Raw genomic sequence first — 26,758 nt, forward strand, 5'->3', positions numbered from 1 at the left:
TCCCCCGGGCGTGAGTGAGAACTGCTGAGGTGACGGTGCCCGCCAGCCGTAGGTCGGCGGGCACCGTCCGCTACATGTGGTGCATCACTGCCAGTCGACGATGATGCGGTTCAGCGGGGTGTCGAGAGTGAAGAGGCCGGGGCGCTGCTCAGTCGCGGGGGCGTCGAGGGGCTGGATTTCGAACGTGGCCTCACGGCCGCGGTAGCCACGGTCCCAGGTGCGGATGACGTCGGCGACCTCCGCGGCCAGTTCGTCACTGCCTGGACCATGGCCGATGACTCCGAACTCCCAGAGCTTGTCGCCCTCCGGGGTTTTATCCTCTGACAGGCGCCGGGCGAGGTAGGTCACGGCGCCCTTGTCGACGACGGCGGTCGACGAGGGGTAGGGATCCTCGGTAAGCAGGCCGCCCTTGGCGCTCTGAGGGAACAGCATCCGCATGAGGCCGGAGGGAAGGGAGCAGGTGACGAACAGTTCCATCCACTCCGGCGACTCCATGGCGCGGACCGTCATGCCGGTCCACTCCTCGGCGCGCGGCTGCTCCAGAACACCGGCAAGGGCGTCGGCGTCGAAGTTCTGGTCAGCAGGAGCCTGGAGCCGGACGGTGCCGTCCGTGCTCAGCGGGATAGTTCGGCGGTCGTCGTCGGCGATGCCCCGCCTCAGCGGCATGAAGGTGTTCATCTCACTGCTGAGGGACATCCATCGGCCGTCGCGCTGTTCGTAGGCGATGGACCGGGACACCGTGCCCTTGAGACGCTGGGGGACGAGGAGCCGACCGCCGGGTGCGAGCTGCTGCAGCCAGGCGTGCGGTACGCCGTGAGCGCCGACGGTTGCGATGATCCGGTCGTACGGCACTCCTTCGGCGTAGCCGAGGGCCCCATCGCGGACCACGGCCTCGACATTGGTGATCCCGGCGGCGGCGAGGTGCGCGCGGGCGCCCTCCACGAGGTCGTCGTCGACGTCGAGGGTAGTCACGTGTCCGCTCTCACCAACGAGATGGGCGAGCAGGCCGGCGTTGTAGCCGGTGCCGGCGCCGAGTTCGAGGATGCGCTGGCCGGGCTGGGCGTCGAGCTGGTCCAGCATGAGGGCGACGACGCCCGGCTGGGACGCGCAGGAGATGGACGTGCCGTCGGTGTCGTACTTGATGTGCACCGGTGCGTTGGCGTAGGCATCTTCGAGTGACGCTTCGGGCACGAACACGTGGCGGGGCACGGTTCGCAGCGCGGCCTCGACGGCGCTCGTGCGGGCGTGTCCGTCCGCGCGGAGCTGGTCGACCAGGGCATTGCGGAGGCGCTCGGCGTCCGCCGTGGGGATGGCGATCGTGTCGGGGTTCACCACGTTGACGCTATCGGCGTCGGCCGTTGCCTCGACGGGCGACGCGGTGTGGTCACTCGTTCCCATGACTACCTCTCGTGCGATGTTGGACAGGACGCTCTGGTCGTCCCGAAGGAGACCGGCGCGGTTGGCGTGGAAGATCACGTGATGGGCGAGGACGGCTCGCAGGCCACGGGTGAGGGCGCCACGGGCAGCGAGGTCGGCGAGCGTGACTCCTGCCCGTTCGAAGGCGGTCACCCATTCCTCGTGTGCGTGGAGCGGGCCGTCTGGGCGGCAAAGGCCGTGGGCGTCGGCGGTCATGAGCTTCCGCGTCGCCGGGGCCAGTTCGGCGGCTCGTTCCGGTGGCAGAGGGTTGGTGGTCGGCCGGAAGGCGGCGACCTTCGCCCATATGTCGCCCTGTTCGAACCAGTCGAGTCCGGCACCGCGCATCATGGCGCTCGCCAGCAGGACGGCAGTCTCCTTGCGTCCCAGGTGCTCCGGGCTCGGCTGGTAGGTGAGCAGGTGGCGGGAGTCGCTGTGGAACAGCTCGTGGGCGGCGTCCATGGCTTGCGAACCGCCGAATGCTTCGGTCTCGGGCTCGTAGATGCAGGGCAGCCACGACACGACTATGCCGTCGTCGACGAGATCGCTCAGCAGCGACTCGACGAGCGGCGAAGGCTCTTCGGCGAGGTACCGCAGCGGCCAGGGCTGCTTGTTCATGAACCACCAGCCGGTGAGCTGCCCGTCGGCCTCGGCCGCGGTCAGGGCGGGGCCCAGGTGCTCGACGATGGCGTGCCGGGCACTCTCGCGGTCGGCGAAGGTGATGTTGTGCTGCTGCCAGCGATCGGGGAGCATAGGGGTCCTTCGGTCGGTGGATCAGGCGATGAGCAGGCAGGCGTCCCAGAAGGTCCGGGGCGGTACGGCGGTGCTGAACGCGAGGAGCGCCAGGGCTGTGCCGGCGGCGCCATCGAGCAGACCAGGGCCTCGTTTCGCGTCCTGAATGAGAGTCGTGGCGGTGAGTTCGGGGTCGGCGTCCGGCGGATGGACCGCAGTCAGAAGTGCCGGGATTGCGGCGCGGAGTCGGCCTACGGTCGAGGGGTGGGCGTCGTCGGCCGTACGGGCGGCGACGTGGGCAAGGCCGGCGAAGCCGTGGCACAGGCCGTTGTCCGTCGTGGCCTTGAGCTGGTCGGGATCGGTGAGGGCCGCCACGAGCGCGTTCTCGGCGTCGATCTGGCGGCCGGTGTCGCCGAGGGCGAGCGCGGCGAGTTGCTGGGCGCGGGCGAGGCCGGCGGTGCCGTAGCACCAAGACGGCCGCCGGGGCGCGGACGGGGTAAGGCGTCCGGTGCGCAGCTCGCCCCGGGTGACCCAGTACGGCCAGGCCGGTCCGCGGCCGGTCTCCTGCTGCCAGCGGTCCAGCCACGCCAGGATGGTGCGCAGTGCCGTGTGGTGTCCGTCGGTGACGGTGCCGTTCCGGGCGGCGAGGGCCAGGAGCGCGAGCACACCGCCGATGCCGTGGGCCATGCCGCTGTTGGCGTGCCCGCCGGGGAATCGGTCGTCGTCCGGGCTGCCCGAGGGGCCTGTCTCCGTCCACCAGCCCGGCAGGGTCTCGTCGTGGTGGGTGATCGGTTCGGTAAGGAGCACGCAGTAGTCGAGGACGGCGCGCATCGTGGGGCTGCCGGGGTCGCGGCGCAGGAGGTAGGCGCCGTATCCGGTGAGGCCCCGGATGGTGTCGAACTCGGCGAGCTTCGGCAGGCGTCCGGTGTCGATGCGGCGGTGTGCAGTGTCGAGACGGCGTCTGACGTCGGCCTTGACTTGCCGGTCCATCGTGTCGAGGGCGCGCTGGTAGGAGCCGGGTAGGTGGTCGGCGGCGCAGGCCAGGGCGTGGGCGAAGGCGGGCACCCCGTAGAAGGGATGGCTGGCGGGGCCGCTGGTGAACGACTGGCGGGAGGCGGCGGCGAGCCAGCTGTGGGCGCGCTGCCACGATCCGAGGCCGTTCGCGGCCCGCTCGATGTGAAGGAGCGCGATGCCGGGCGGGCCATAGGCAAGGTGTTGCCGGTGTTCCCGGGGGCTGGGAAGCGCAGTGTCAGGGTCGGCAAGCTGGGAGGCGATGGTGTCGGCCAGGTCGAGTGCGGGGTGGGCGGTCACGACGGCCTCCCGGTGGTGCGGGCGGCCCAGGCCAGAGCGGCAGCACGCGCCAGGTGGAGACACACCTCTTCCTCGGGGAAGTTCACCGCGACGTGCCGCACGAAGTGGACGTGCAGGAGGGAGGTCAGGATGTCGTCGACAGCGATGCCCTGGGTGTCCGGGCCCGGCAAGTGCGGCCGGTACGCGGCAAGCGCCGCATCCCGGTCTGCCCATCCCGACACGATGGCGTCTCCGCCCGGGGCCTCACGCAGTGCCGCCCAGTCGTCGCGGGGGTCGGCGAGCCGTACGGCCTCGGTGAACTGCGGGCGTGGCACGGGCACGGGTGCTGTCGGCGGGATGCGGTCGATCAGCCACCGCATCCCGGCTTCGGCGCTCCCGAGGAACGCGGAGGCGATGGCGACGGTATGGGCCGCCACTAATGTGCGCTGACCTGGACGCTGTGGTTGCGCAAGCTGGGCCAGGACGGCCCGCGAGTCCGCCCGGAACACCTCCTCGGCTGCCTCCCAGGCGGCGCTGGAACCCCAGCGGCCCATCTCCCGGTAGGAGGTGGGGTAGCGCAGATCAGCCAGCAGGCCGGCGCCTCGCAGCCCGTCAGCCCACGCACTCACCGTACGAGCCGTTCGGGCGAAGGCTCCCGGATCAGGGAGGGCAATGCGCACGCGAAGGTGCTGGTCCGGGTCGCGAAAGCGGATGAACCACCACGGTGGGTTGCCGAGCTGTTCGAGGAGGCCAGGGAGGTATTGGGAGAGCAGAAGGTCTTGGCGGCGGGGATTCCCGTACAGGGCGGCGAGCAGTACCGAGGAGGATGCGGGGGTCTGCGTCTGGGCCGGAGACAGGGCGCGAGCCCGGGTAGGGGTGGGCAGGGGCGGCCACGTCGGTGGCCGGGTCGCCTTGAGGGGTACCACGACCTCGTGGGCTCGCCCGTCGCACCAGCCGTACGCGTCCGGTTCCGGGGCCTCGACGAGCACGGCCGAGCGCGTACGGTCGAGGTGCCGGCGGAGGAGCGTCCGGTGGCCGGCCTCGTCGAGGTCGAGAAAGAGGCGCCGGTCGTCCTCAACGAGGTGGATGCGGCGCGGCAGCCGCCGACGGGTCCGCCAGTCGGTGAGAGCGGAGTCCCACTCGGCCCGAGGGCGAGCGCGGCCGGGCAGCTCGGTCGCCTCCAGCCGCCAACGTGCCGGGGCCAGTACGGTGCGCCCGTACCGCAGGCGCGGTAGGAACGGCATCGCCGCTGCGGCGCCCCAGTCGAACACGGTGACCTGTGCGCACTGGGCGCGGGACAACTCGATGAGGAACCGCGCCAACGGCGGGGTGTGCGTGTGCAGGTTCAGCGCGTTCACCCCGACGGCCTCGACGCGGCGGCCTCGTTCCGGAGCGGCCAGGTACATGCGGCGACCGTCGCACCCCACGGCCAGATCCCCCGGGGTGAGGATGTTCTCCTTCGGGGCGCGGTGTTCCTGGAGGCTGATCACGGTGGGCAGGACCTGCGGGACGCGGGTGACGTGAGCACTCTCCGGGAGGAACGGTGGGAAGGAGAGCTGCGCGGGCACAGTGTTGCCGTCCGCGGCCGGGAGATCGGCCAGCTCTGCGGCCAACACCTCGCGGTCGCCCGGGGACAGCACGCTGAGGAACCGGCCCGAGGAGACGCCGGCACCACGGGACACGCTCACGATCTCCAGCCGGAACCGCCCGCGTTGCAACTCCTCAAGGCTGGCCGCGTGCACCCGTACCCCCACCTCCAGGTGCGGCGTCATCCGGGGCTCCTCGGGCCCTACGTCCAGGGCCGCGATCAGCTCGTCCGTGAGGAGCACCTCGTCACAGCCGTCGAGTGCAGCGGCCTGCGCCAACCGTACGAGGGCGTCATCCCGAGCGGAGACACGAGGCCGACGCGCCTCGCCCGGAGTGCCCGGGTAGCCGTCGGGATAGCCGGTGCCGCTGTCCGCCACGGTCTCTACGAGCGGCACCATCGTGCCGATGCCGTACCGCTCGTAGAACCGCTGGTGGTAGTCGTTCCACGCGGCGGTTCCGTACGGTCGGGTACTCACCCGGGTGAGGATGAGGGCGGCGCGCTCGACCTCTCGGGCAACCGCTTCCGGCAGAACAATCTGCGTGTCCAAGCGCAGGTCGAGCGCGACGGGGTGGCGGCGCAGGCCAGGAACGAGGGCACGCATCCGTGCCGTGACGTTGTCCCGGCCGCCGCGCGTGGCGCACTCCTCCAGACCCGCCCGGACCGCGTGCAGCTCGCGCACCGTCTCCGCGACCGGGGCGAGGCTTTCGGCGTCGATCGCGTCAAGTTGGTCGAGCAGATACCCGAGGGCGTCGGTCTCGGTGCTCGGTGCGTGCAGGCTCGTGATCAGCACCCGCCGCCGGATCAGCTCCGCCAGCAGACGACGCGCCTTCTCCGGTTCGGCCTCGGGGAACTCCGCTCGGAGCTTGTCCACAAGCGTCTCGAACCGGACCGGCGCCCGGCTCGCGGCGAGGACCGCGCGCACCGGCTCGGTCAGGGCCAGGGACGCCTCGACCACACGAGTCCGGTCGTCCTGGACGTCGGGCTGGAACGGCACGATGAGCCGGTCTCCCCGGCTCGTCACGGTGTTGTTGACGGCGACGGGCAGCCGTTCGAGGAGGTCCGGGCACGACTCCAACCGTTCGACCACTGCGGTCAGCCACTCCGCCCCCGCGCGGCCGACGGCCACGTGCTCCTCACCCCAGTCTGCACGTGCCTGCGGGCCGAACTCCGCGGTGGCCACGCCGGCGAACAGACCGAAGGGCGTCGCCCGGTGCTGGGCCCGCAGCAGGTAGCGGGCTACGGACAGCGCCGCGCGCCGCACGTCCCGCAGGGGAGGATGCTCGGCCGCACACAGGGCCCTTACCTGCGCGGCCAGGACCGAACTGGAGTGTTGTAATGCCTCGGCGACGTCCTTGTTCGCCCAGACCGCGCGCAGCCACACCACACAGGAAGACGAACCACCGGGCGAGCGGTCATCGAGGTCAGGGCACGGAGGAACCGGCAGCGACGGCCGGGCCACGGCGCGCACGAGAGCAGTGGAGCCGGTTCGGAACGCTACAGGCGGAGCAACCACCGATTACCTCCGTAGGCGAGGGGACGGGCGGCTGGTGCCGCCGCACCGGGACGCGACGGCACCAGCCCGGGGTGACCTAGGGCCGGGTCATGCGACGTTGGTGGTGCAGGCGCCGCAGGTGGACCCGCAGTTGTCGTCGGTCAGGTTGACCAGGCCCGCCGGGTCGGCAATCTCCACGAGGGAGACGTCGAGGTCGAAGCCGTCCGATGCCCCCGGGATCTGCGGGCGAACTTCGGTACGGCTGGGAACTACTGTGCTGCGTGTCATGCTTCAACTCCTCGCAATTGTTGATGTGTTGCTGGGCTGGAACGCCCACCAGGCGCCGTCACGAGAGCAAGGCCAGACGGCCGGCTTCCGGACGGTTCCTGGCCGCCCGGCACGAGGGGGCGTGACCCACGTAGGAAGTCCTCGCGGGCCACTTGCCTCACACCGGGAAGTCGTGTGCCGGGAGGCTGATCAAGCGGACGCCGGTCGTCGCTCCATGAAGTAGGCGAGCGCCTGGGCCTTGAGGCGATCGAGGCACGGCTCGCACGCGTAGAAGGGAGCGTGCTGCCCGTCCCACTGCACCGGGCCGAGCCAGATCACCAGGACTTCCGTGCGCTCGCAGCCGAGCCAGCAATCACCGGTGATCCATGGCCGCTCCATGGGAGAACGTCCTCCTGCTGACGGGGCCGGAATCCAGCGACGACCGGAAGGGGCGAGGGTGCCGTGGCCGGGATACTCACTCACCGCCCTCTGTCCGGAGTTCGGCCCAGACCTCTTTGCCCCATGGGCGTCTGCCCGAACCTTGCAGGTCGTAGCCCCAGCGGTCGGCGACAGCATCGATGAGGAGCAGTCCGCGGCCGGACTCGTCGTCCTCATCAGCACGGCTGAGCGCCGGCAGCCGCGACGGTTCCCGGTCCACGACCCCGACATGTACCCGTATCGCGCTCGGTCGCCTGACGATGATGCGAATCTCGGAGCACCGGGTGTGCCTGGAGGCGTTCGCGATCAGCTCCGTGATGACCAGTGCGGCTCGGTCGGCAAGGTCATCGAGGTGCCATACGCCGAGGACGTCCCGGACGAGCTTCCGGCCGATCTCGGCCGTGGACGGCTCGCACGGAAAGGTCTGGCTGTACTTGGGGTGGCCGACGGGGGCGGTCTCAATTGGTGTTTTCAGACTCGTCATTGGGGTGGAGCCTTCGTGTTGTCTCGGTGCCCGGACCACCCCCTCGGGACACTTCAGGGGTAAGCCAGGCCGTCAACAGCCGCCCGCACCGTGGGAGGCGACGGGCGACCAGCACTCAGACAACTCCCTTTCTCAGCATGTCGGTTAGGGCGTTCAGGAGTTCATCCACCGGCCGAACCTAGGGCGTTTTGACTTCCCCTTTACCTGGCGGGCGAGGAGCGCACGGGCTACCGTGCCCGAATGGACACCACCCGCAACACCGTTCTTGAGGCGTGGATGACCGAACACGGCTACAGCTCCAACAGCCTGGCCGAGGCCGTGAACAAGGCCATTGAACGGTTGACCGGACACCCTGGCGGGCTCGACGGCTCATCGGTCCGGGCATGGAAAGCGGGCCGGGTCACGTGGCCCAAATCGGCCGCCCGCAAAGCACTTGAGGATGTCACCGGACTGCCCGCCATCGCTTTAGGGTTCGTGCCACGGGGCCGGCCTTCATCCACCCCAGCCTCACCGCAGCAGGAGGACCCCGACATGAAGCGCCGTACCCTCGTCGGCGGCATCGCGGCGGCTGCCGCCGCAGCTGCAGCCGCGCCCGCCACCGCATCACCACGCCGTATCGGCATGAGCGACGTCAACCGCCTGAACAAGCGCTTCGCCGAGATCATCGCCAGCGACCACCGCCACGGCGGACAACTCGGCATCGAGCAGCGGGCTGCCGCGCTCGCCGACGAGGCACTGAACCTCCAGAACGCCGGCAGCGCCACCCAGCGCGTACGCAGCAACCTCTACGCCTCCGCAGCGGCCTTCCGCTCCTCCGCAATGTGGGCCGCCATCGACGGCCGCCGCTACGACATCGCCAAAACGCACATGCGCGAGGCCCAAGCCCTCGCCGAGATGTCCGGCGACCAGTCGATCAAGTTCCGTATCTGGAGTCACGCGGGCACCATGTACCGCCACATGGGCCGCCCCGCCGATGCGCTCGCCGCCAACGACGTCGCCCGCAACCTCCATCTCACACGCCGAGACCCCCTGTTCGCGTCCCTCGGCCTGGCCCGGCAGGGAGCCATCCAGGGCGCGGCACAGGACCGCGCCGACACCCGCCGTGCATTCGAGCAGGCCCAGGACGCCATGCTGCGCGCCGACCCCGCCGACCACCGGCCGGTGTGGATGCTCGCCTTCTACGACCAGGCCGAGCTGGACTCCTTGGCCCTGACGGGGTACTTGGCGCTCGGCGACTACCCGACCGCCGAGTACCACGCCCACCGCTGCCTGTCCGCCCTCCGGCCCCACATGGTCAGGTCCCGGGCCATCACCATGACCCGGCTCGCACACGCCCAGCTCGCACAAGGCGAAGCCGACGCCGCCACGGCCACCGCGATGGAAGTGTCCGCCAACGCCGCCACCCGACACGCCCGCGTGTCGCGCATGCTCCAAGAGTTCGGGGCCGCGCTGCGCGCCACCGCGTCCGGCAGCACCACCATCCAGACCTGGACCGAGCACACCGCCACCTGGAGGATGGCCGCATGACCACCGCGCCCGCCATCGACCTGCGCACCTTCACCGCCCTCGACGCCGTCCGCGGCGACCTCCTCGACGTGTACGCCGACGTGCGCGCCCCACTGCTCCACCTGCCGAACTATGCGGTCACCGCGTTCGGCGAGCGCCTGGACCGGCATGGCGCAGAGCCGGGCTTCACGGCCGTCCTCGCGTACGCGGACAGGCATCCGGTCGGCTACGCCTACGGCAACACCATCGAGCACGGTGACCGGTACTGGCAGCGCACCAGCCCGGCGCCGGCGGACAAGTACACCGAGCGCCCGGCGATGGCCCTGAAGGAAATCGGCGTCCGGCCTGCCTGGCGGAAGACCGGCACCGCCCGCCGCATCCACGACGCCCTCCTCGCCACCCGGAACGAGCCGTACGTCACTCTCATGGTCAACCCGGCCGCCGGCGGCGGAAAGGTCCACGCGCTCTACAAGTCGTGGGGGTACGAGGACATCGGGCAGAGCCAGCCATCACCAGCCTCGCCCGTCCTCACGGTGATGATCCGTGGCATCCGCTGACCGGCACCCACGTCTCCATTTGGGGCGGGGCGGTTCAGTCCGCATCCGCGCGCTCAAGGACGGCGAGCTCCTCTACATGGCCGTGCCGAGGATGGCGAGCCTCCAGCCGTTCTTCCTGCTCGATCCGGAGACGCTGGAGCTGCCGGCTGAACAGGCCGCAGAGAAGAAGGGGGCTGCGCAGATTGCCCGCCGCGTGGGGGTCGAGGACATGCGGCCCATCGACGTCGTAATCTGCGGCAGCGTGGCCGTCAACCGATCCGGCGCGCGCATCGGCAAGGGGGCCGGGTACTCCGACCTGGAGGTGGAGCTCCTCACCGAGGAGATGGTCATCGTCGCGCCCGTCCACCAGCTGCAGGTGGTCGACGAGGAGATCCCCGAGACCGAGCACGACTTCAGCGTCGATCTGATCGTGACGTCTGACGAGGTGATCGAGTGCCCCAACCGGCGTCGGCCCCACGGGCTCGTCTGGAACGACCTCACGGCGGAGAAGATCGAAGCGATTCCTGCTCTCACGGCGAGGGCTCAGCGCGGTGAGTAGCACGTGGACGCAGAAAGACGTGCGGCCCTGGACACGAGACGAAGGAACACGTTGACCAGCTTGAAGAGATCCGCGGGCACTGCGGCCGTACTCGTCGGGGCCATTAGCCTCGCTGCTTGCAGCAGCGGCAACAGCACGGGCGCCAGCAGCAGCTCCCAAATAGCCACCTACGACGCTGGATATGACTACGGGAGCGATCTCCTCAAGGACACCTACGACGGCGAAGAGCCGGACGTCGACGAGGCCATAGGCGCCTGCGGCGACGGTGTCGATTACGAACGGGAGCGCCTCTATAGCTCCAACAGCCTCACTCCCATACAGGGGAGTGTCCCTATCACCAGCGAAGAGACCGAAGCGTACGACGCTCTCAAGGAGAAGATCGGGAAGGATCCCGGCGGCGCCCTCGACGCGTACGAGCAGGGCTGTAGTGACGCTCTCAACAGCGAGCCTGCTACCCCCTCGATTTGGGATAAGGCCGCGGCCATCGCCGGGGATCCGTACACCGAGGGATACAGCTTCGCCACGTATAAGCTGCCCATTCTTCAGGACGTAGCCGAAGAGGAAGGCATCGAGGATCCAGTAGAAGAGACTATCTCCGTCTGTCAGGTGAAGGTCCTCATCGCCCTCGACCAACTTCCCTTGGAGAGGTCCGAAAATCTCGACCCCTCAGAGTGGGAGAGCGCGAAGGGGATCGAGGACAGGCACCGAGAATTCATCGCAGGCTGCGAGGACGCCGCCATTGGCAAGGTTGAGCGCACGACCAGTTAGACCGTTCTATTCCTCGGCATCCTGCGACGGACGTTCTTCTTGGTGCAGCACCTCCTCCATAAAGACACGAATCGTGGTCTCGTACGGCTTATACGAGAAAGCTCCGCCGGGCGGGCGCAGCGAGATCAAGTCATGTGCCGCGACGAGAAGCGAAAGCAACAGTCGGTTCACGCCTGAGGATGAAACATCAGAGTGAAGGCCCTTGTTACTCAGACTGTCCAGCCTGTCGATACGCTTCCCCAAGTCCTCGACGTTCGCGATGAGCAGTTCTCGCGTGGTGTCAGAGGTGACGTTTTCCGCGATGTACGCCCACAGGCGGTTCCGGTACTCAGCCTGACCGACCTTTCGCCCGTTGACCTTCTCTTCACGCGGAGGATAGAGGCAGTCAGCAAGCTTTTCCGTGAATCGACGGCAGGACAGCGACACATGCGCCAGCTCTTCCGCTGTCTCGTGACTCTCGAACGCCTTGAGGGCAGCGTGCAGCCGTTGAGTGAGATTCGGGTCCAGGTCTGAGCAGCGCATCAGGGTTTCACCCAGCGCGGATGAGAACTGGCCATGAAGCAGTTCGTCCGCCTCACCGAGCCTGCGAAAGTGCTGCATGTTGTCGTACGGATCAAAGATGGTCTCCCGTGCCCCGGAGTCCTCCCAATGAACGGAGGAGGCGAGGCCAGAAACTTCCCACTCGCGGCATTCCACGTAATCTCGGTTATCCTCGACTTCCAACTCATACCCTCTATGAAACAAGTAGAGGGAGTCTTCGAAGATCCGAAACCGGCTCGGGATGCTCTTCAGGAACACCGCCCAGTGCTCCGGAATCTCCGGACGAACTTGCACTGCCCCCAAGTACCATTCGGCGCCTTTTAGCCGGATGTGCATGGCGCGAGCGTCCGACGGAGTCAGGGATTCCACGACCATACCCGCGACATCAAATGACGCGATGTGCTTGGCAAGGTCCGGCCCAAGGAAGGTGCTCCAGACTGCCCAGTGCTCGCCGAGAACGCTGTTTGCGGCAGCTTCGGTGCTGCCCACTTCTTGGGCAAGCCGGCGTAGTGGGAGAGTTCCCGTAGAAAAGCGGGCATGGCGCCTATGCCGTGGAACGGATTCCATGAACGCTCGCACCAGGGACTCCCTCATGGTGAGCCATCCCCTGGTTCCGACCTCCGGCGAGCTCCAACCTTCGTCGATCAGAAAGCAGACTCTCATTCGTCCCCCAACCGCTCTCGCTGAGTGCCCCCGGCCTGCCTGTAGCCGACCGTACTTCTGTCCTGCCCGACACCATGCAGCACGGCGGCACTGCCAGTCGGACGACTTCACTGTCGCCGTGTCCGCATACGACCAGCGCGTTCAGCAGGCCCGCGGAGCGACCTCGCGCCCGAGCTGCCACCGCGCTGTCAGCGCCGGTCGCCTCCCTGTCATGAACTGCACCAGCCTCTGAATCTGGGATGCGCCCCTGTTCAAGTGCGGGTCACTGGTCCCCCGCCCGGGCGGCGATGAGGAACAGAGGCCGGCGTTGGCCGTTGTGTGGAGGCGTTGGGGTTGCGGCCACGGCCTCGACCTGCGGGTGCCCGCGGAGAAGGCATGGCAGGGGGCTCTGCAGCCGTAGCGGCGAGATCGTTCAACGTGGCGTTCACCACCGGCCAGCACATGTCGAGGGTGTCGCGGTTCGGGCTGTGTCCGGTCCGCTTCTCCGCCAGGGGATGGACGAGATTCCTGTAGTGCCGGACAAGCTCCGAGGCCAGGTGGGCATCACGCTCAATCCACTTGTTCTCGTACGCGAAGTTCACGAAGTCATTGAGCCCCATTTTCTGCAACGGCTTCGGCATGCGTACGCCTGCGGCCCGAACCTGGGCGGCGTGTGCGAGCACACCCTCCAAGAGGCTACCGAGCATGATGACGGCCGAGGTGTAGGCGCCATGCTCGTAGCAGGTGCGTGCCTCATCCAGCCGGAGTTGCACTGTGGCGGCGAGTTCTGGGTCGCTCACCACCTCAGTCACCGAGACCTTCAGCTCGACACACGGCAGCTGCCGTACTTGGTCTTCGAATCCGGCTTCGCAGTGGATGAGGACCGCTTGGCCTTTTTCCTCACCAATCCGCCGTCCGTCGAGCACGAGTATCTCGTTGAGCCGCTTCAGCGTGGCGTGGTACTCCTGCTGCTGGTTGTAGTACTCAAGGCGGTTCGCCAGGCGCAGGATTGCACGCTCGACGTCGTCCGTGCCGTCCTCCTGCCGCTCCTTGAGGAGTTCCCGGGCCCACCTGTGCCTCGACGTTCCGTCGTACTCTGGGACGTCGTCCCAGCCAGCCCGCTGGAAGAAGGCAGCAATCTCGAACCCCTTCCGGTAGAGCAGCGGCGTCTCGTCCCCGCAGATCAGGTGGGCAATCTCCGTCAGCGTGCTGTCGTCGAAGATCTCGTTCACTTCAGGCTCCTTCGAGAGACGGACGCATCCTCATCGGGCATGGCGTCGAGGTCATCGGTGGTGAGGTCGGCATCGTCCATCTCGACTGGGGCCCACATGCTGCCCGAGTCGCTCTGGGCTTCCTCGGTGACGCCGGGACAGATGCCCAGAGCGTCAAGACGCTTCCACAACGGGGCCAGCGAGTCCTCCGGAGACAGGGCGAACTCGCTGCTGCGTACGCGCCAGAATTGCCATCCGGCCCGGCAAAGTTCTCGTTCTCGCTCGTAGTCGTCGCGGATCTGGTCAGGGGTGGAGTGATACGGGCTGCCGTCGCACTCCACGGCAAGGCGGCCAGCATCTCCAACGACAACCAGGTCAATGCGTTTGCCGCTGACCTTCCACTGGGGGACGACGTGATAGCCGCGTTCCTTGATCCTGCGGAAGACCCGCTGCTCGAACAGGGAGTCAAACGGCTCGCACCGCTCGTCAGATGAAACGGAGAAAAGGGCAGGAGATGTGCCCTGAAGCTCCGGCGGCGCCTGCATGTAGGTGAGCAGTGAGTGGCGCAGGTCCCTGCTGCGCAGGTGGTCCGGTGTAACTGAGGTGAAAAGCCACATCTGATCCCGGGCGCGGCTGGCGGCCACGTTGAACCGCCTTCCGTCACCCTGGCCGGTCAAGGCTCGCGTGTTGTCAGCGTCGACCACCAGAGAGAGCAGGATGACGTCCCGTTCGTCTCCCTGGAACTGTTCGGCCGTGCCCACTCGTATGTTGTGCCGCTCCCGGATCGAGGCATCGATCCGCATGTCGATGAGATCCTCCAAGAGCCTTGTCTGATGTCCGGAACGAAGCACGATGACTCCGAAACTCCGTTTCGCGTATGCCTCGTCCTCCGCGAGTTCCTGCAGCTTGGCGACGATGCGCTCGGCCTCGGGCCTGTTCACAAGAGTCTCTCGTCGGCCCTCGCAGTGGCCTTCACGGACATGGACGACTTCGAGGGGCCGCAGCCGGTCCGCTCCGTACTGCCGCAGCGGCACCAGCTCGTTGTCGGGATAGAACTGGGCGGAGGACCACTTGATGATCTCCGGCATGCACCGGAAGTGCTCAGTAAGCCGGATCGTCTCGCTGAAGCGCGCGGACAAAAGGTCGTAAAGGTTGGACTTGGGACTCAGCCCGTCCCGCTGCCAATCGGTGAGGTGGGGCAGGAGAGAGTCGAGGAGCTCGTTGAACCGTTCGTGCTTGCCGCCCGTATAGAAGGGAACACACTGCTTGTCGTCACCAACGACGATGATCCTCGGAGCTAGCCACAGCAGCATCAGCCCGTCCAGTCCGACCTGACTCGCTTCGTCCACGATGACGACATCAAAGGCATCGGGGTCCGGATCAACCATTTCAGCTACCTGTTTGATCGGCATGACCCATGCCGGCACAGCGGCACGCGCGTCACGCATCGCTGAACGGGCAGCTTTCAGATGCCGCTTGCCGAGCGCCGTCATTCCCTTGCCGGCGTTCGCGGTGGCCGACGCGTAGGCGCTCAGCGCTTGCTTCTGCCCGGCTGTCATTCGGTCCAGGCAGTAGTACAGCGCTCTGTCGGCCGCCAGTTGCGTCACGGTGCGCCTCAATTGCGCTTCTACTGCGTCCAGTTCCCCTTCCAGCCTGGCCTCCTTGCCAGGGGTCAGCATCGATTCCTGGAAAGTACACGCTCGCCGCCATGCCCAGGCTGCGTCCAGGTTCACGAGCCGGGTCTCCCAAGTCGCATCAGTGGGGGACTGAGTAAAGCGCCGTGCCAGTTCGGGGTGATCCTCAGACAGTCTGTCCAGAAGTTTGCGGGCCTCCCGACGATCGGCCTCACGATGGAACGCCTTGGTAAGCAAGTTGATCGCGGACGTATACGCCTTCGGATCACGCGCGTTGACGGCCCGGTGCACCTCCGCCAGCTCGGCTACTCCGTGAACATCCGTGCGGGGTAGTTGTTCGGCGATGAACCGCAGCTTCTCCTCCGCCTCGCGGGCGCGGAGGAGTCGTTCCGCACCGTCCGCCGACTTGCGGACGTCGTCCCATTGCTGCGCCGTCCGCACCGTGGCTTTGATCCGGGCCTTGAGCAGAACGTTGTGCAGCGCACGCACGGACTGGGTGAACCCATCGACCGCGCGGAGCGTCGGCACCCGGTCCAACAACTCAGAAAGAGCCACCTCCGTGAAGCCCACGGCCGCGGGGGCACCGACGCTCTGCCAACGCTCGTTCAGCTGCCTGACGCACTGGCGTGCCGCCAGGTGAGCTACCAGTGCGGAGATCTCGTGCGGCGTATTGGGCGGCCGCCCGTCCACCAGGCAGTCCTGGAGAAGAACTTGGGCTTCCTTCTGCACCGCCTTCGGAACCAGCTTGCGCAGCTTGCCACCATCACGCAGGAACTGCTCGAGGTCCCTCCCAGCTGCGATGAGACGCGATTCCTCGGCAAGCGTCACTTCAGGAACGTCGAGCACCGCGAAGGGGATGTGCTGAAGCACGCTTTGAACTTCCTCGGCGCGGGCGGCTGCCCGGCGCACTCCGTCCCACAACTGCTGTCGTTGGCCGGCCATTCCGTCCCGCAGGGCACGAGTGGTCCATTCGTCCGGCGGCCAAGCGGCCGGCTCCCCTGCCAGTCCCTCGCTCTGAAGTGCATGTTCCGCCGCGTCCAGCAATTCCACCAACGTCGCGATCAGGTCGCGGCCCTGATTCGCGAGTTCCAGGGAGAGCGTGTCAGACGACACTTCGGCGCAGGCGCGCAGAGCGGTGTCCAGGGCATTGACCGCCTCTTCGAAGAGCACGGGTGCAACAAAGTCCGCGGGGTCCGGACAACGGGCAGCATGCTCGTCCAGTACTCCGGCCCCGTGCCGGGCCACCAGACCCAACAAGCGCTGGGCCTCGTCCTGGCTCAGCTTAGGTTCTCGCGGTGCCGAGGCGGGCAGGACGGGCATCCAGTCGTACTTCGGCGCGCCAGCAGTGACCTTCTCCACGATCGCCGTGAGCCGCCCCTCATAGCCTGGTGCCACGTCGAGGTGTTCATGCCACTCCGCCTCACGAACGGCGCGGAGTTCGTCACGGAGCCGCGCGCGGGTCTGTGACAGTTCTGAGCGCAGCGCCTCATGGCCCTTGATCCTTGCGCTGAGGCGCTCCGTCGACTGAGTGGCACTGAGCTGGGAGAGAGCGCGCACGGATCTTTCCAGCTCATCGCTGCCGCCCTGGCGCCGGTCACCCTGGAGGACGCACAGGCTACGAAGCTCGGCGGGCAGTTGCTGCCGCAGAACCTTCAGTGCCTGACCCTTCTCGCTCGTCACGAGCACCCGCTTGCCGTCCGCCAGTAAGGCGCACACGAGATTAGCGATGGTGTGCGTCTTTCCCGTGCCGGGAGGTCCCTGAACAACGACGCCGGTATCGGTCTGCAGGCGCCTCAGCACCTCCCGCTGAGCCTCGTTCGACAGCAGCGGGAACAGCGGGTCAGGGCCGAGGGCGGGCGGCACGTCGCGGCCCCCCGCCGCCGTACCCCACAGCCTGCGGTCCTCCGCTTCCAGCTGGTACAGCAACTGAGCCAGACCCAGTGGAGCCATGGCACCGGGCTGGGCGAGACGGTTCGCGATGCCATCGTAGAAGTTCACGAGGGCGCCCTTGCCCCGCTGACGGAGAATGATCGCCGGTGCGAACCCAAGCGTGGGCAGGGGCAGTGCAGGGTCAACGGGCGGGCGGCCCCAGCCACGGTGAAACGCCACCGCGCGATCGGTGCCGAACGCCCTCTCCGACCAGTCACCAAGCACGTCCTGGGAGTCGCGGGACAGCGGATGGAATCCTTCCGCGTCAACACGGTCCCGCAGCGGGCTCAGCAGACGGGTGCTGTAGCCCTCGTCCGCATCAAGGAACTCGCTGTCCTCCAGCCGCGAGGGATCGCCAGATGCGAGAGCGACGGTGATGGACATATCAGCGGAATTCACGGTGAGTATCAGCGGCGCTGTCAGAATGTGCCGGGCGATACGCGCTGACGGACGCGCTGCTCCGATAGTGAGGAATCCGGCACCCAGTACGACCTCGTATTCCTCGCCGTCCTGCTGAATCTTGGTCGCCATTCGGTACAGCTGTTGATGGAGCTCCCTGTACGGCTGGTCGACTCGCTCTCTTTCCGACCATTTGCGCCACGTGTCGAGCCATCGCGTGTAGGCGCGCAACACGTCGTGCGCTTCCTCCCTGCGGATCTCAGAGACCTCGAACAGGTCTCCATTCTCGTCTTCCTGCCAGCCCTGACCTGGCCCCGACTCGGCCAGCGGTGGCACTTCGAGCGTCGCGGTGGCGGCAGCCTCGGGGTTCACCCACCCCACCAGCACTTCGGGCAGGACAGGAGCCGGGCGCAGCGGGCGGTGTGCCACCTTGAGCAACATCCGATCGCCGTCCGGGTGCCGCCGGAGCCTGTCGTCCGGGAGGTCGGAGAGCCAAAGGACCTCCGGATACTTCTGGCAGTCCCGCACCGGCTTGTGCGAACCTCGAACAATTTCGCGCATGTATTCGATTAGCTGGCGCGTGTGATGGACCGCCTCCGGGTGATTCGCACGGAGTTCGAAGTGAAGAGACACCTATCCCCCAGGCCACGGCTCGACGAAAAGCCTTCCAGGATGATGGAGAGAAGCGACACCTTCAACAGAAACCAGCGAGTAATGGCGTAAACAAGCCATAACACGTGAAAGTTGGCCGTAACCGAGCGAGCGCTACGAGCAGGCCCACGTCTTCCGGTCACGTGCCCCCCCAGGGTGACGCCTTACCATGGGGCGGTGCTCCGCCGGAGGTCCGGGGCAAGCAGTGTGGGGCGGGGTGCGGTCGGGGTGAGCAGGGCGGGGCAGGCTGGAGAGGTCGGTAGTGTCTTCCGGTGCGAGCTGGCCGCGCACTTGGCGGTGCACGGGCTCCGTGGTCGGCCGGTGTCGGGGCTGGACGTGCCCGCAGGGGTGTGGCCCGTCCGGCTGGACTTCGAGACCAGCGACCCAACCGACGACATCCGTGTCACCTTCTCCGACGGGCGCCGCGCCTACGTGTCCGCGAAGCGGAAGATCGACCGAGGGCGTCCGCTGGAAGAGACGCTCACGGGGTGGGTGGGACAGGTTCCGACGCTCGGTCCCGACGATCTTCTGGTCATCGCCGGCGAGGAACTCGTCGGGCCGGTAAAGAACCTCGACCGGGCTCTGCGACGCCACCGTGCGGGCCTGCGCATGGAGACTGGTGACGAGTCCAGGGCCCTCGCCCTCCTCACCGACCGGCTTCCGTCGCGGGTCCGCGGGCTCATCCTCGACCGGGCGCGTGTCCTCCACCTACCCGGCTCGACCGGACCGGCACCGCACCGTGATCTCCTGGCTGCCCTGATGGACCTCGTCGTGGCGGACGCGCAGGGACACCGTGCCGTGAGCGCCCTGGCCGACTTCTTCCATCGGCAGGCGGGCGAGGCGCTCGGGAGTTCCGCCGAGGACTGGGTCGCCGCCCTGACCGCCTCGGGGGTGACCGTGATCCCGGACCAGGGGGGTCCGGTGGCGATGCGTCTGGCCTCCCGTCGGAACGTCGTCGACGCGTACCGCAGTCGGCTCACAGCGGAGGCCGGACGGATCGACCTCAGCCTGCTCGCCGATGACCTCCCGCCCCTCGCCGTCGACGACCTCGTCGGTGGCCTCCGGATCGACATGGAGGGTGAGCGCACCTCCCTCCCTCTCCTCCGCCGCCTGAGGCGCTGGCGCCGCATGCTCATCGTGGGGCAGCCGGGCTCAGGGAAGTCGGTGGCGGTGCGAGAGATCGCGGCTCACTGCGCCAGCCACGCCGACGCCCCCGTCCCGATCCCCGTCTCGCTGCCGCGTCTGCTGAAAGGGCAGCCGGGACGCCTGACCATCGATGGCCTGGTCGACGACGCCGTGGCGGGCACAGTGCCGGACACTGACCGGGCGCCGCTCGCCGCGTACCTCAAGGAGGAGATCGGCCGGGGGTGCGCGCTTGTCCTCTGCGACGGGCTCGACGAATGCGAGGCACGCGCCCCTTGGGTCGCGCAGCAGCTCGAAGAGATCCTCACGTCCCTGCACCCCTCCTGCGGGTTCGTGGTGACGACCCGGGCGAACGCGCAAGAGGCCGCAGCCCGGCTCGGCCTGCCCCGCGTGGAGCTCGCGCCTCCTCGAGATCTAGGCCCGACGGTCGACAGCGTCCTCGTCGCCTGTGCCGAGGCACGGATTCCCGAGCCTGACCGAGCGGCCTTCCTGGCAACGCGACGCGCCTGGATCGAGGATGCGAAGGAGGAGCACGCGCACCTGCTCGCGGTGCCGCTGCTCGCCACTCTGCTCGCTCTCGTCTGCGCAAATGCGCCGGACGCTGATCTCCCCAAGGGGCGTGCAGCGCTGTTGCACCGCGCGGTGGAACAGTCCGTGCACCGGTGGGAGCAGGAGCGGCTGCGGGGGACGCTCGCCCCGGCCCGGCCCTGGGCGCCCACGCTGACGACGGGCATGCTCCTCGACGGGTTCGTCACACTCGGACGGCTCCTCGACGGCGAAGCGACCCCTCCGGCGGGACGCGCCCTCGAGTCACTGACCGGCATGCTGATGGACCCCCTGCGATGGGCCATGCCGCCCGCCGCGGCCGGCGAGGTGGCGGAACACGTGCTCCGGTTCTGGGACGAGCACGTCGCCGTGTTCGTGGTGAACAGCGCGGGCGAACTCACCGCTCGTAGCAAGGTCTTCACCGAGATCGCAACGGCCATGTGGGCACGGTCGTGCGGTGCCGAGGAACTGCGGGACTGGCTGCACCACGCCCTCGCCCACACGGACTCCGACGGGGCGATCGCACTCGCCGCCGGACTCGATCCCCGTACGACCGAGGCACTGCTCGATGTCGGTGAGACACGGCGGGAGGCCACCCTGATGGTGGCTGATCTCGCGGCGCGCGGTGTCGTGACTCTTTCTGACAACGTGATGGAACGGGTCCTGGGCCAGTTGACGGACGGAGCCCTCGGCGCGCTAGCGGGCGAGCCGGTACTCCCGCGCGGCCCCGGCAAGCCCCCGAAGTTCTTCCCGGCGTTGTGGGACAAGACACGCAACACAGGCCCCTGGCCCTTCGTGGAGGCCGCGTGTCTGCTAGCCCTGCCGTCGGCGTCTCGGCGACAGCGAGCGGATCTCGTGGAACTGTCCGAGCTTGACGGCACCGCCGAGTCGATCGCCCGGACCCTGTGCGCGCTGACGGACGCACGCACGGACGCGTCCCCCTTGAGCGGGGCGGAGATCGACGCGCTCCGCGCGGTGCTGGCGCTTCCCCTGCCACAGGGCCCCGAGATGGTGCAGAAAGGGCGGCGCAGATGGGAGATGGTCCGTGGAGGCCCTCTCACACCGGGACTGGAGCAGGTCGCCCTAGGCGCAGCCGAACATCTCGGTGAGCTTCCCGACGACGCGGGTGAGCGCGTGTTCGTCCTTGCGAGGCACACGCCGGGGCGCGTCGCAGAGAGGATCTACGCCGCACTCGCGCGCGCGGGATTCGATACGCGTCGGCGTTGGGGGAACGTCGCCGCCGGGCTGCGGGACTGGGCATCCAGCTCACTGGACGACAGGACGGCCCTCCTCTCCGACCTCGCGTCGCTCTACGGCCCGTGCCCGGAGTCCATGGACGGCGGCTTCTGGTCGCTAACCGCTCTCGGCGACCTTCTCTCAGCGACCGGATACTCCGATTCTCCGGCGAGCGAGATCGGCCGCGCCTTCGCCCACGACAGCGCCGACGAGCGCCGGGCATGGCTCGACGCGACGGCAGACGCGTACGGCATCGACAAGGCGGCTGTGGCCGCCCAGGCGCGTCACCTCCAGCGGATCACCGTGCCCGATTCCCTGCTGGGCGAATGGCTCGTCGCGAGCACACCGCCCCTGGTCGAGCTGTCGCCGCTCCCCGATCTCGGGCAGGTCCTCACGGACGCCCAGCACACGGCGTTGCTGGCGTGCCTGGAAGCGGACTCCTCATGGATAGCATGGTCGGCGGCGAACGTGCTGATCAACCTGGAGAGAGGTCGCGTTCCGTGGGACGGCCAGGAGCTGTTCGACAGGGACATGACCCATTGGCCTCGCCACCGGGCAGCCCTCTTCTACGCCGTCGCCGTCATGACCTCAAGCGATCGGCGCCCTTCGCTCCTGGCACGGGCCGCTTCCTCGGAGTCGGCGGACTACCGATTGGCGGCGAGAATGTTGATCTCTGCCGTACCTAGTCTCGACCCCAACGGTTCGATCGTGGAGGCTCTGCGCCGGGACGCCGACCTATCGGTCCGTCCGGAGGACGCGCATCAGGCCACGCCCGCTCCAACGCACTGGAGTTGCAACCACTGCCGAACGGTCCAGGCCCTCGACACCGAGGACTGTCCGGGGTGTGACGATGGTGTGCGCCCTCGGCCTGATGGGTGAGTCAGGAGCAATACCACGCGCGACGCGCCGGGAGAGGCAACCACCGCCGGAAATGGAACGGGCGGTCGCGCAGACTCCACCAATGGGCCCTGTGCATCATGAAAAATGCACGTCAGATGGCCTGGTGTGCGTAGGCGTCGGGAGGCTCGGGTAGGTCCGGGGCGGTAGTCCACCGACAAGGTCATCCGTCCGCGATGCCCCCTGTGAGCTGACCGCGCGCGGTGAAGGGATCGCTGAGAGGTGAGGATGGCTCCCCCGGCCCGTTGTCAGTGCCCGCCCGTAGCCTCGTAGAGGCAATCGTGCTGAAGGGGGCCCCATGGCAGTCCGACCCTGTTCCAGGTGTGGCAAGAATGAGAGTGCCAATCGCAAAGGCAAGCCAGGACGCTGTGTTGAGTGTATCGATGCGATCTACCGTGCACTCAAGGTAGATCCAGAGGGGACGTTTGTATCTCCTGGGGCCCCGAGGAACTACCGGTGCCAGACCTGTGGCAGGCCCGGGGCGATTCCGTACAAGGAGATCCAGTCGCGAAGTATTGAACTCTGCAACTGGTGCGTCGGTCGCCGCATGTATGAGGACGGTCTGGCGCGGGACCCAGAGCACTGGCTGATGGACCAGAGCGACGTGGCCCGAATGGTCCGCGAAGCAGGTTTTGAGATGGTGGATGGGTCTGGGAGGACGCTTCCCGAGAGTCAAATGGTCAGCCGTATCGGGGAAGTTTGGGAGCCGATCGATGTCGTGTGCGTACTCTGTGCTGCCCCGAACACCTTCAACGCCGTCCACATACTTTCGAGTTCGAGTAAGCCATGGACGCATTGCTATGCATGCTTCACGTCAAAGTTCGCTGGTTGGCAAAAAGAGTTCTATGGCAAGTTCGGATTGATTCGAGAGCACGACGGGTATGCGAAGCTAGCGGATCCAGTCTCTGCGCACTGTGCTGAGCCCGACTGTGGTGCGAGCAGGAAGGTCTCCATCTGCGCGCTCGCTGCTGGCGCCCCTCCTTGCTTGCGGTGCGCAGAGGGGATCGACCCGGATCTCCCTCACTGGGTATATCTGATCCACTTTCTACCCCTTGGGCTGATCAAGGTCGGAATCACGCATAGCGAGCCGAGGGTGTATGACCGCGTCGCTGCCCACATCTCTCGGGGCGGTGTCCTGATTGATCGGTGCCTCGTTCCGAATCGGGAGGCTGCTCGCACTGTCGAGGATTGTGTATTGGAGTTGATGCGCCAGCATCTACGCTCTGGAGATCCGAGAGACTTCCCTCAAGGAGGGTGGACTGAGACCTGGGTCGACAGTGCTCCCTCCTTGGACCTCGGCGCGGTGATTGATGAAATTGCTACCCAGAAGGCTCCTGGATTCGATCGAGGGTCAAGGGTGGAAGACTCCCCTTCTTCGCCGGCAGTGGACGGCAGCATGCACGGTAGGTTCGTGTTCTCTGAGGAGGTTTCGGAGAGTGGAGAGGTCACTCATACCGTGACCTTTTTTCACCCACTGCTTGAGTGATCAATTTCTGTCTTAGCTTCGCTGTATTGGAGTTGGACAGGTGGGGTGGAGTGGTACGAAGTAAGGCGCCAGCATGGGCGTATGACTGATCTTGATCACCAATGAGCGACTCTGTCGGCGATCTTGAGGTTCCCCGGCGGATGAGCATGATCAACCGGCATGCTCGACTCGGTTTCCAAGGTGAACGACCGTCGTCGAGGTGTCTGTTGTCTGTTCGTCCCCGCTCTGGTGTGCAGGTTCCCGCTCTGACCGCGCAGGTTGCCCGTGCAAGCAACCCTCGTGGGACGACGGCGATGTGGGTGCGCGACCGGCTGGACGGCCTGTGGCGGGACGAGGACTTCGAAGCCTGGTACCCGCGTGACGGACGTCCCGGGTTATCGCCTGCCCAGCTCGCCACCGTCTGTGTCCTGCAGTTTCTGCTGAATCTGTCGGACCGGCAGGCGGCGGAAGCGGTGCGCTGTCGCATCGACTTCAAATACGCCCTCGCCCTGGAGCTGGATGATCCCGGCTTTCGCCACAGCGTGTTGGGCGACTTCCGCGACCGGCTGGCCAAGGAGGACCGCGCCGATCAGCTTCTCGACCTCGCCCTGGAGCGGTTGAAGGCCGCCGACCTGGTCAAGGCCCGGGGACGGCAGCGCACCGACTCCACCCACATCCTCGCCGCCGCCCGCGAGCTGACCCGTCTGGAGCTGGTCCTCGAAGCGGTCCGCGCCGCCGTGGAAGAACTCGCCCGCACCGCTCCCGAGCTCCTCGACGGACTGGTCACCGCCGAGTGGGGCGAACGCTACGGACGCCCGGTTCGCATGTGCAGCCAGCCCAGCCACCCGGCCACCCGCCTCACCCAAGCCGGCACCGACGCGGCCGACCTACTCACCCGTTTCCAGCAGCTGCGCCCCGGCCGTGTGCCGGGGCCGCAGCTTCAGGCCCTGCGCCAGATCATGGTGCAGCAGTTCGTCGTCGATGCCCGCGGCCGACTGCGGCCGCGCCGCGAGAAGGACGGACAGCCGCCGGCCGGACTGCAGATCCGCAGCCCCTACGACCTCCAGGCGCGCTTCGTGCTGCGCGGCAACACCCGCTGGACCGGCTACCTCGCACACGTCACCGAGACCTGCGACGACAACAGCGTGAACGTGATCACGGATGTCGCCACCCTGGTCTCCAGCGGTGACAGCCGGGCCCTGCCCGGTATCCACGCCCGCCTCAAGCAGCGCCGACTGCTGCCCGCCGAGCACCTGGTCGACGGCGGCTACACCTCGACCGCCGGGTTCGACGCGGCCTCCCGCGCCCACAAGGTCACTCTCGTCGGGCCGCTGCCCGCGAACAGCTCCCGACAGCGCGAGACGGACAACGGGTTCGCCCGCGAGAATTTCATCATCGACTTCGATCGCCGCGAGGTCACCTGCCCGAACGGCAAGGTCAGCGGGAACTGGAACGAGCTTCCGGCCATGGCCCCGTACACGGTGGTCCGGTTCGACAAGCGGCAGTGCCAACCGTGTCCCGAGCGGTCCTCGTGCACCCGCGGTGCGGCCCGGACGGTCAACTTCCTGCCCCGGCACCTGCACGAGATCCAGGCCCGCAACCGCACCGACCAGCAGGATCTGCAGTGGAAGCGGCTGTATGCCTCCCGTTCCGGTGTCGAGGGCACGGTGCACGAACTCGTCAGCGGCCACCGAGCTCGCCGCTGCCGCTACCACGGCACGGCCAAGACGCATGTGCAGCACGTCCTGACCGCGATCGCCATCAACATCGAGCGCCTCAGCGGACAAGAACCCGAGGGCTCCACCTACCGCCCGCGACAGCCCACAGCCTTCCAGCAGTACCTCGACGCCCACGGGCTACCCCGCCCCCTGTGGTGGCGTCAAGGAAAATGACCTTGGAACCTCAAGATCGCCGACAGAGTCACTCAATCGTGGTCCTCGCCGTCGACGCGGTGAGGAATCCGACGTGTGCGTCACGATGGGCTGCGGCCACACCTGCCCGTCTTCCCCGGCAAGCGTTACCTCGACTGGAAGTTGGACGGCCCCTGCCGGCCAGGGCGTCGAGGCCGCATGTCCCATCCGCGACCAGATCAAGACGATGGTCGTAGACCTGATCACCGGGATCGCGCTGGCGAAACCGGAGGCCACCGCGTAGGCGCCTTACACGCGGCACTGACCGGATCGGTTGGGCAAGTGCAAGCCAGCAACGTCGGCTCTTGCCAGTGTGGTTCGGGATGCAGACCCACGATGCCTTCCGGAACACATACAGCACACATGAGGCCGGGAAGCGCTGCGAACATGCGAGAACTGGCGAGGTGTGTTTCCGCAGGTCAACCGCGCTTCTTTGATAATTTACGCAGGTCACAGCCTCGCCCAAAGAAAACTCCTAAAGCGGGTGTCGCAGGTTCGAATCCTGCCGGGGGCACAGAGCAAAGGGTCGGCTCGGGAGGAGGTTCCTCCCGAGCCGACCCTTCGTCGTGTCCGGGGTCGTGCCACGTCGGCTTCGCTGTCAGTCCCGGCACGTACGGTCCCGCCCATGGCTGAGAGACCGACTACAGGCTGGCGTCACGGCATAGCGGAGGAAGCCGCGGAGATCGCCGCCGGCACCCTGGACCCCGAGTGCGCCTGCATGGCTGGGCTGTTCCCCGAGAAACTACTCAGGGCCACCGATGCAGTCCTCGACACCTTCGAGGACCGGCTTGCCGAACTTGGCAATGCCGGTGACGAGCAGGTCTTTGCTGTGGTGGAGCGCGTCGTCCTGGCCCTCAACGCAGTGGACGAAGCCCACAACGGAAGCGCCTTCGAAACCGACGAGCGCGAGGAGCTGTGCGACTACATCGACCAGTCGCTCACCGAGCACGGCGTCGACGTCGTCGCACTGACCGCCCGCCACGGACTGGGCCGCTACCAGCTCACAGACAAGTGGCGGAAGTGGTAGGGACGCACACCCTGCTGGGCGTCGTACTACCACCCCACCACAAACGCACCAGGTCGAGCGGGAAACAGCGGGCACCCACGGTCAAAAGCAGTCGGCCGCGAGGACGCCTCACCGCTGCTGTACACCCAGGTAAGCGACCGAACCGTCCGTGTGGGATCGCAGGCTCCCCAGCTGAGGTTCCCGGTATGCCGGCGCAGACGGAGCCGTAAGGTTCCACTCATGGTGACTGCGACTGTCCGCGAGTGGCACGACGAGGAAGGGTGGGGCGTGCTCGACTCCCCCGAGACTCCCGGCGGATGTTGGGGCCACTTCTCCCACATCCAGATGAAGGGCTTCCGAACGCTGTCGCCGGGACAGCAAGTGGACCTCCAGTGGGAAGCCCCTGGCTTCGAGCAGGACGGGTACAGCTACCGGGCCGTGAACATCGTTCCTCGACCCGCCTGACCTCCACGGCT

General features: G+C 67.3%; 17 protein-coding genes and 1 pseudogene. 9 read left to right on the plus strand and 9 right to left on the minus strand.

Going from position 1 to position 26,758, the window contains the following annotated elements; genetic code table 11:
* Positions 1-84: 84 nt before the first annotated feature.
* From fxlM to CP969_RS17275, 6 genes are all read right to left on the minus strand, one after another.
* Positions 85-2,166: a methyltransferase, FxLD system gene (fxlM, locus tag CP969_RS17250; protein WP_016825829.1), complete on the minus strand. Its 2,082-nt coding sequence runs from the start codon at positions 2,164-2,166 to the stop codon at positions 85-87.
* 21 nt (positions 2,167-2,187) lie between these two features.
* Positions 2,188-3,456: a lanthionine synthetase C family protein gene (locus tag CP969_RS17255; protein ID WP_016825828.1), complete on the minus strand. Its 1,269-nt coding sequence runs from the start codon at positions 3,454-3,456 to the stop codon at positions 2,188-2,190.
* On the minus strand, positions 3,453-6,407 hold the full coding sequence (locus CP969_RS17260) for a lantibiotic dehydratase (RefSeq protein WP_026085105.1): 2,955 nt from the start codon (positions 6,405-6,407) through the stop codon (positions 3,453-3,455). Before CP969_RS17260 ends, CP969_RS17255 begins: the two co-directional genes overlap by 4 nt.
* 216 nt (positions 6,408-6,623) lie before the next feature.
* Complete coding sequence (locus tag CP969_RS17265) at positions 6,624-6,803, minus strand: FxLD family lanthipeptide (RefSeq protein ID WP_016825826.1); 180 nt, start codon at positions 6,801-6,803, stop codon at positions 6,624-6,626.
* A 189-nt stretch (positions 6,804-6,992) separates the two neighbouring features.
* On the minus strand, positions 6,993-7,181 hold the full coding sequence (locus CP969_RS17270; RefSeq protein ID WP_016825825.1) for a hypothetical protein: 189 nt from the start codon (positions 7,179-7,181) through the stop codon (positions 6,993-6,995).
* Positions 7,182-7,257: 76 nt separating this feature from the next.
* On the minus strand, positions 7,258-7,704 hold the full coding sequence (locus tag CP969_RS17275; protein ID WP_016825824.1) for an ATP-binding protein: 447 nt from the start codon (positions 7,702-7,704) through the stop codon (positions 7,258-7,260).
* Between the two features lie 240 nt (positions 7,705-7,944).
* Between CP969_RS17275 and CP969_RS17280 the strand changes: the two genes are divergently transcribed.
* From CP969_RS17280 to CP969_RS17295, 4 genes are read left to right on the plus strand one after another with little or no spacing between them, the layout of a single operon-like run.
* Positions 7,945-9,231, plus strand: coding sequence for an ATP-binding protein (locus CP969_RS17280; RefSeq protein ID WP_171817495.1), 1,287 nt, complete (start codon positions 7,945-7,947; stop codon positions 9,229-9,231).
* Complete coding sequence (locus CP969_RS17285; protein WP_016825822.1) at positions 9,228-9,767, plus strand: GNAT family N-acetyltransferase; 540 nt, start codon at positions 9,228-9,230, stop codon at positions 9,765-9,767. The genes CP969_RS17280 and CP969_RS17285 overlap by 4 nt, the downstream gene beginning before the upstream one ends.
* Positions 9,754-10,305 carry a 5-formyltetrahydrofolate cyclo-ligase gene (locus tag CP969_RS17290; RefSeq protein WP_078495398.1) on the plus strand — a complete coding sequence of 184 codons (552 nt, stop codon included), beginning with the start codon at positions 9,754-9,756 and terminating at the stop codon, positions 10,303-10,305. Before CP969_RS17285 ends, CP969_RS17290 begins: the two co-directional genes overlap by 14 nt.
* 51 nt (positions 10,306-10,356) lie before the next feature.
* Positions 10,357-11,073: a hypothetical protein gene (locus CP969_RS17295; RefSeq protein WP_016825820.1), complete on the plus strand. Its 717-nt coding sequence runs from the start codon at positions 10,357-10,359 to the stop codon at positions 11,071-11,073.
* Positions 11,074-11,079: 6 nt separating this feature from the next.
* Here CP969_RS17295 and CP969_RS17300 read toward each other — a convergent pair whose 3' ends face one another.
* The 3 genes from CP969_RS17300 to CP969_RS17310 form a co-directional block, all read right to left on the minus strand.
* Positions 11,080-12,102, minus strand: a complete 1,023-nt coding sequence (locus CP969_RS17300; protein ID WP_016825819.1) for an LSm family protein — start codon at positions 12,100-12,102, stop codon at positions 11,080-11,082.
* A gap of 425 nt (positions 12,103-12,527) precedes the next feature.
* Complete coding sequence (locus CP969_RS17305; RefSeq protein WP_016825818.1) at positions 12,528-13,487, minus strand: hypothetical protein; 960 nt, start codon at positions 13,485-13,487, stop codon at positions 12,528-12,530.
* Positions 13,484-17,989: an AAA domain-containing protein gene (locus CP969_RS17310; RefSeq protein WP_150474942.1), complete on the minus strand. Its 4,506-nt coding sequence runs from the start codon at positions 17,987-17,989 to the stop codon at positions 13,484-13,486. Before CP969_RS17310 ends, CP969_RS17305 begins: the two co-directional genes overlap by 4 nt.
* Positions 17,990-18,400: 411 nt before the next feature.
* On the opposite strand from CP969_RS17310, the gene CP969_RS17315 reads away from it, so the two are divergent.
* The 5 genes and pseudogenes from CP969_RS17315 (at position 18,401) to CP969_RS17335 (ending at position 26,747) form a co-directional block, all read left to right on the plus strand.
* Positions 18,401-21,883 (plus strand): NACHT domain-containing protein, encoded by a 3,483-nt coding sequence (locus CP969_RS17315; protein ID WP_216087558.1) that lies wholly within the window; start codon positions 18,401-18,403, stop codon positions 21,881-21,883.
* A gap of 1,797 nt (positions 21,884-23,680) precedes the next feature.
* Positions 23,681-25,258: an IS1182 family transposase gene (locus CP969_RS17320; RefSeq protein ID WP_016825817.1), complete on the plus strand. Its 1,578-nt coding sequence runs from the start codon at positions 23,681-23,683 to the stop codon at positions 25,256-25,258.
* A gap of 41 nt (positions 25,259-25,299) precedes the next feature.
* A pseudogene (locus tag CP969_RS33855) lies at positions 25,300-25,520 on the plus strand (phosphotyrosine protein phosphatase); the annotation flags it as partial.
* A 381-nt stretch (positions 25,521-25,901) separates the two neighbouring features.
* Positions 25,902-26,303 (plus strand): hypothetical protein, encoded by a 402-nt coding sequence (locus CP969_RS17330; RefSeq protein ID WP_016825816.1) that lies wholly within the window; start codon positions 25,902-25,904, stop codon positions 26,301-26,303.
* A 219-nt stretch (positions 26,304-26,522) separates the two neighbouring features.
* Positions 26,523-26,747, plus strand: coding sequence for a cold-shock protein (locus CP969_RS17335; RefSeq protein ID WP_016825815.1), 225 nt, complete (start codon positions 26,523-26,525; stop codon positions 26,745-26,747).
* Positions 26,748-26,758 lie beyond the last annotated feature (11 nt).

It is taken from the genome of Streptomyces viridosporus T7A, from assembly GCF_008704515.1.
GTDB classification, from domain to species: Bacteria; Actinomycetota; Actinomycetes; order Streptomycetales; family Streptomycetaceae; genus Streptomyces; species Streptomyces viridosporus.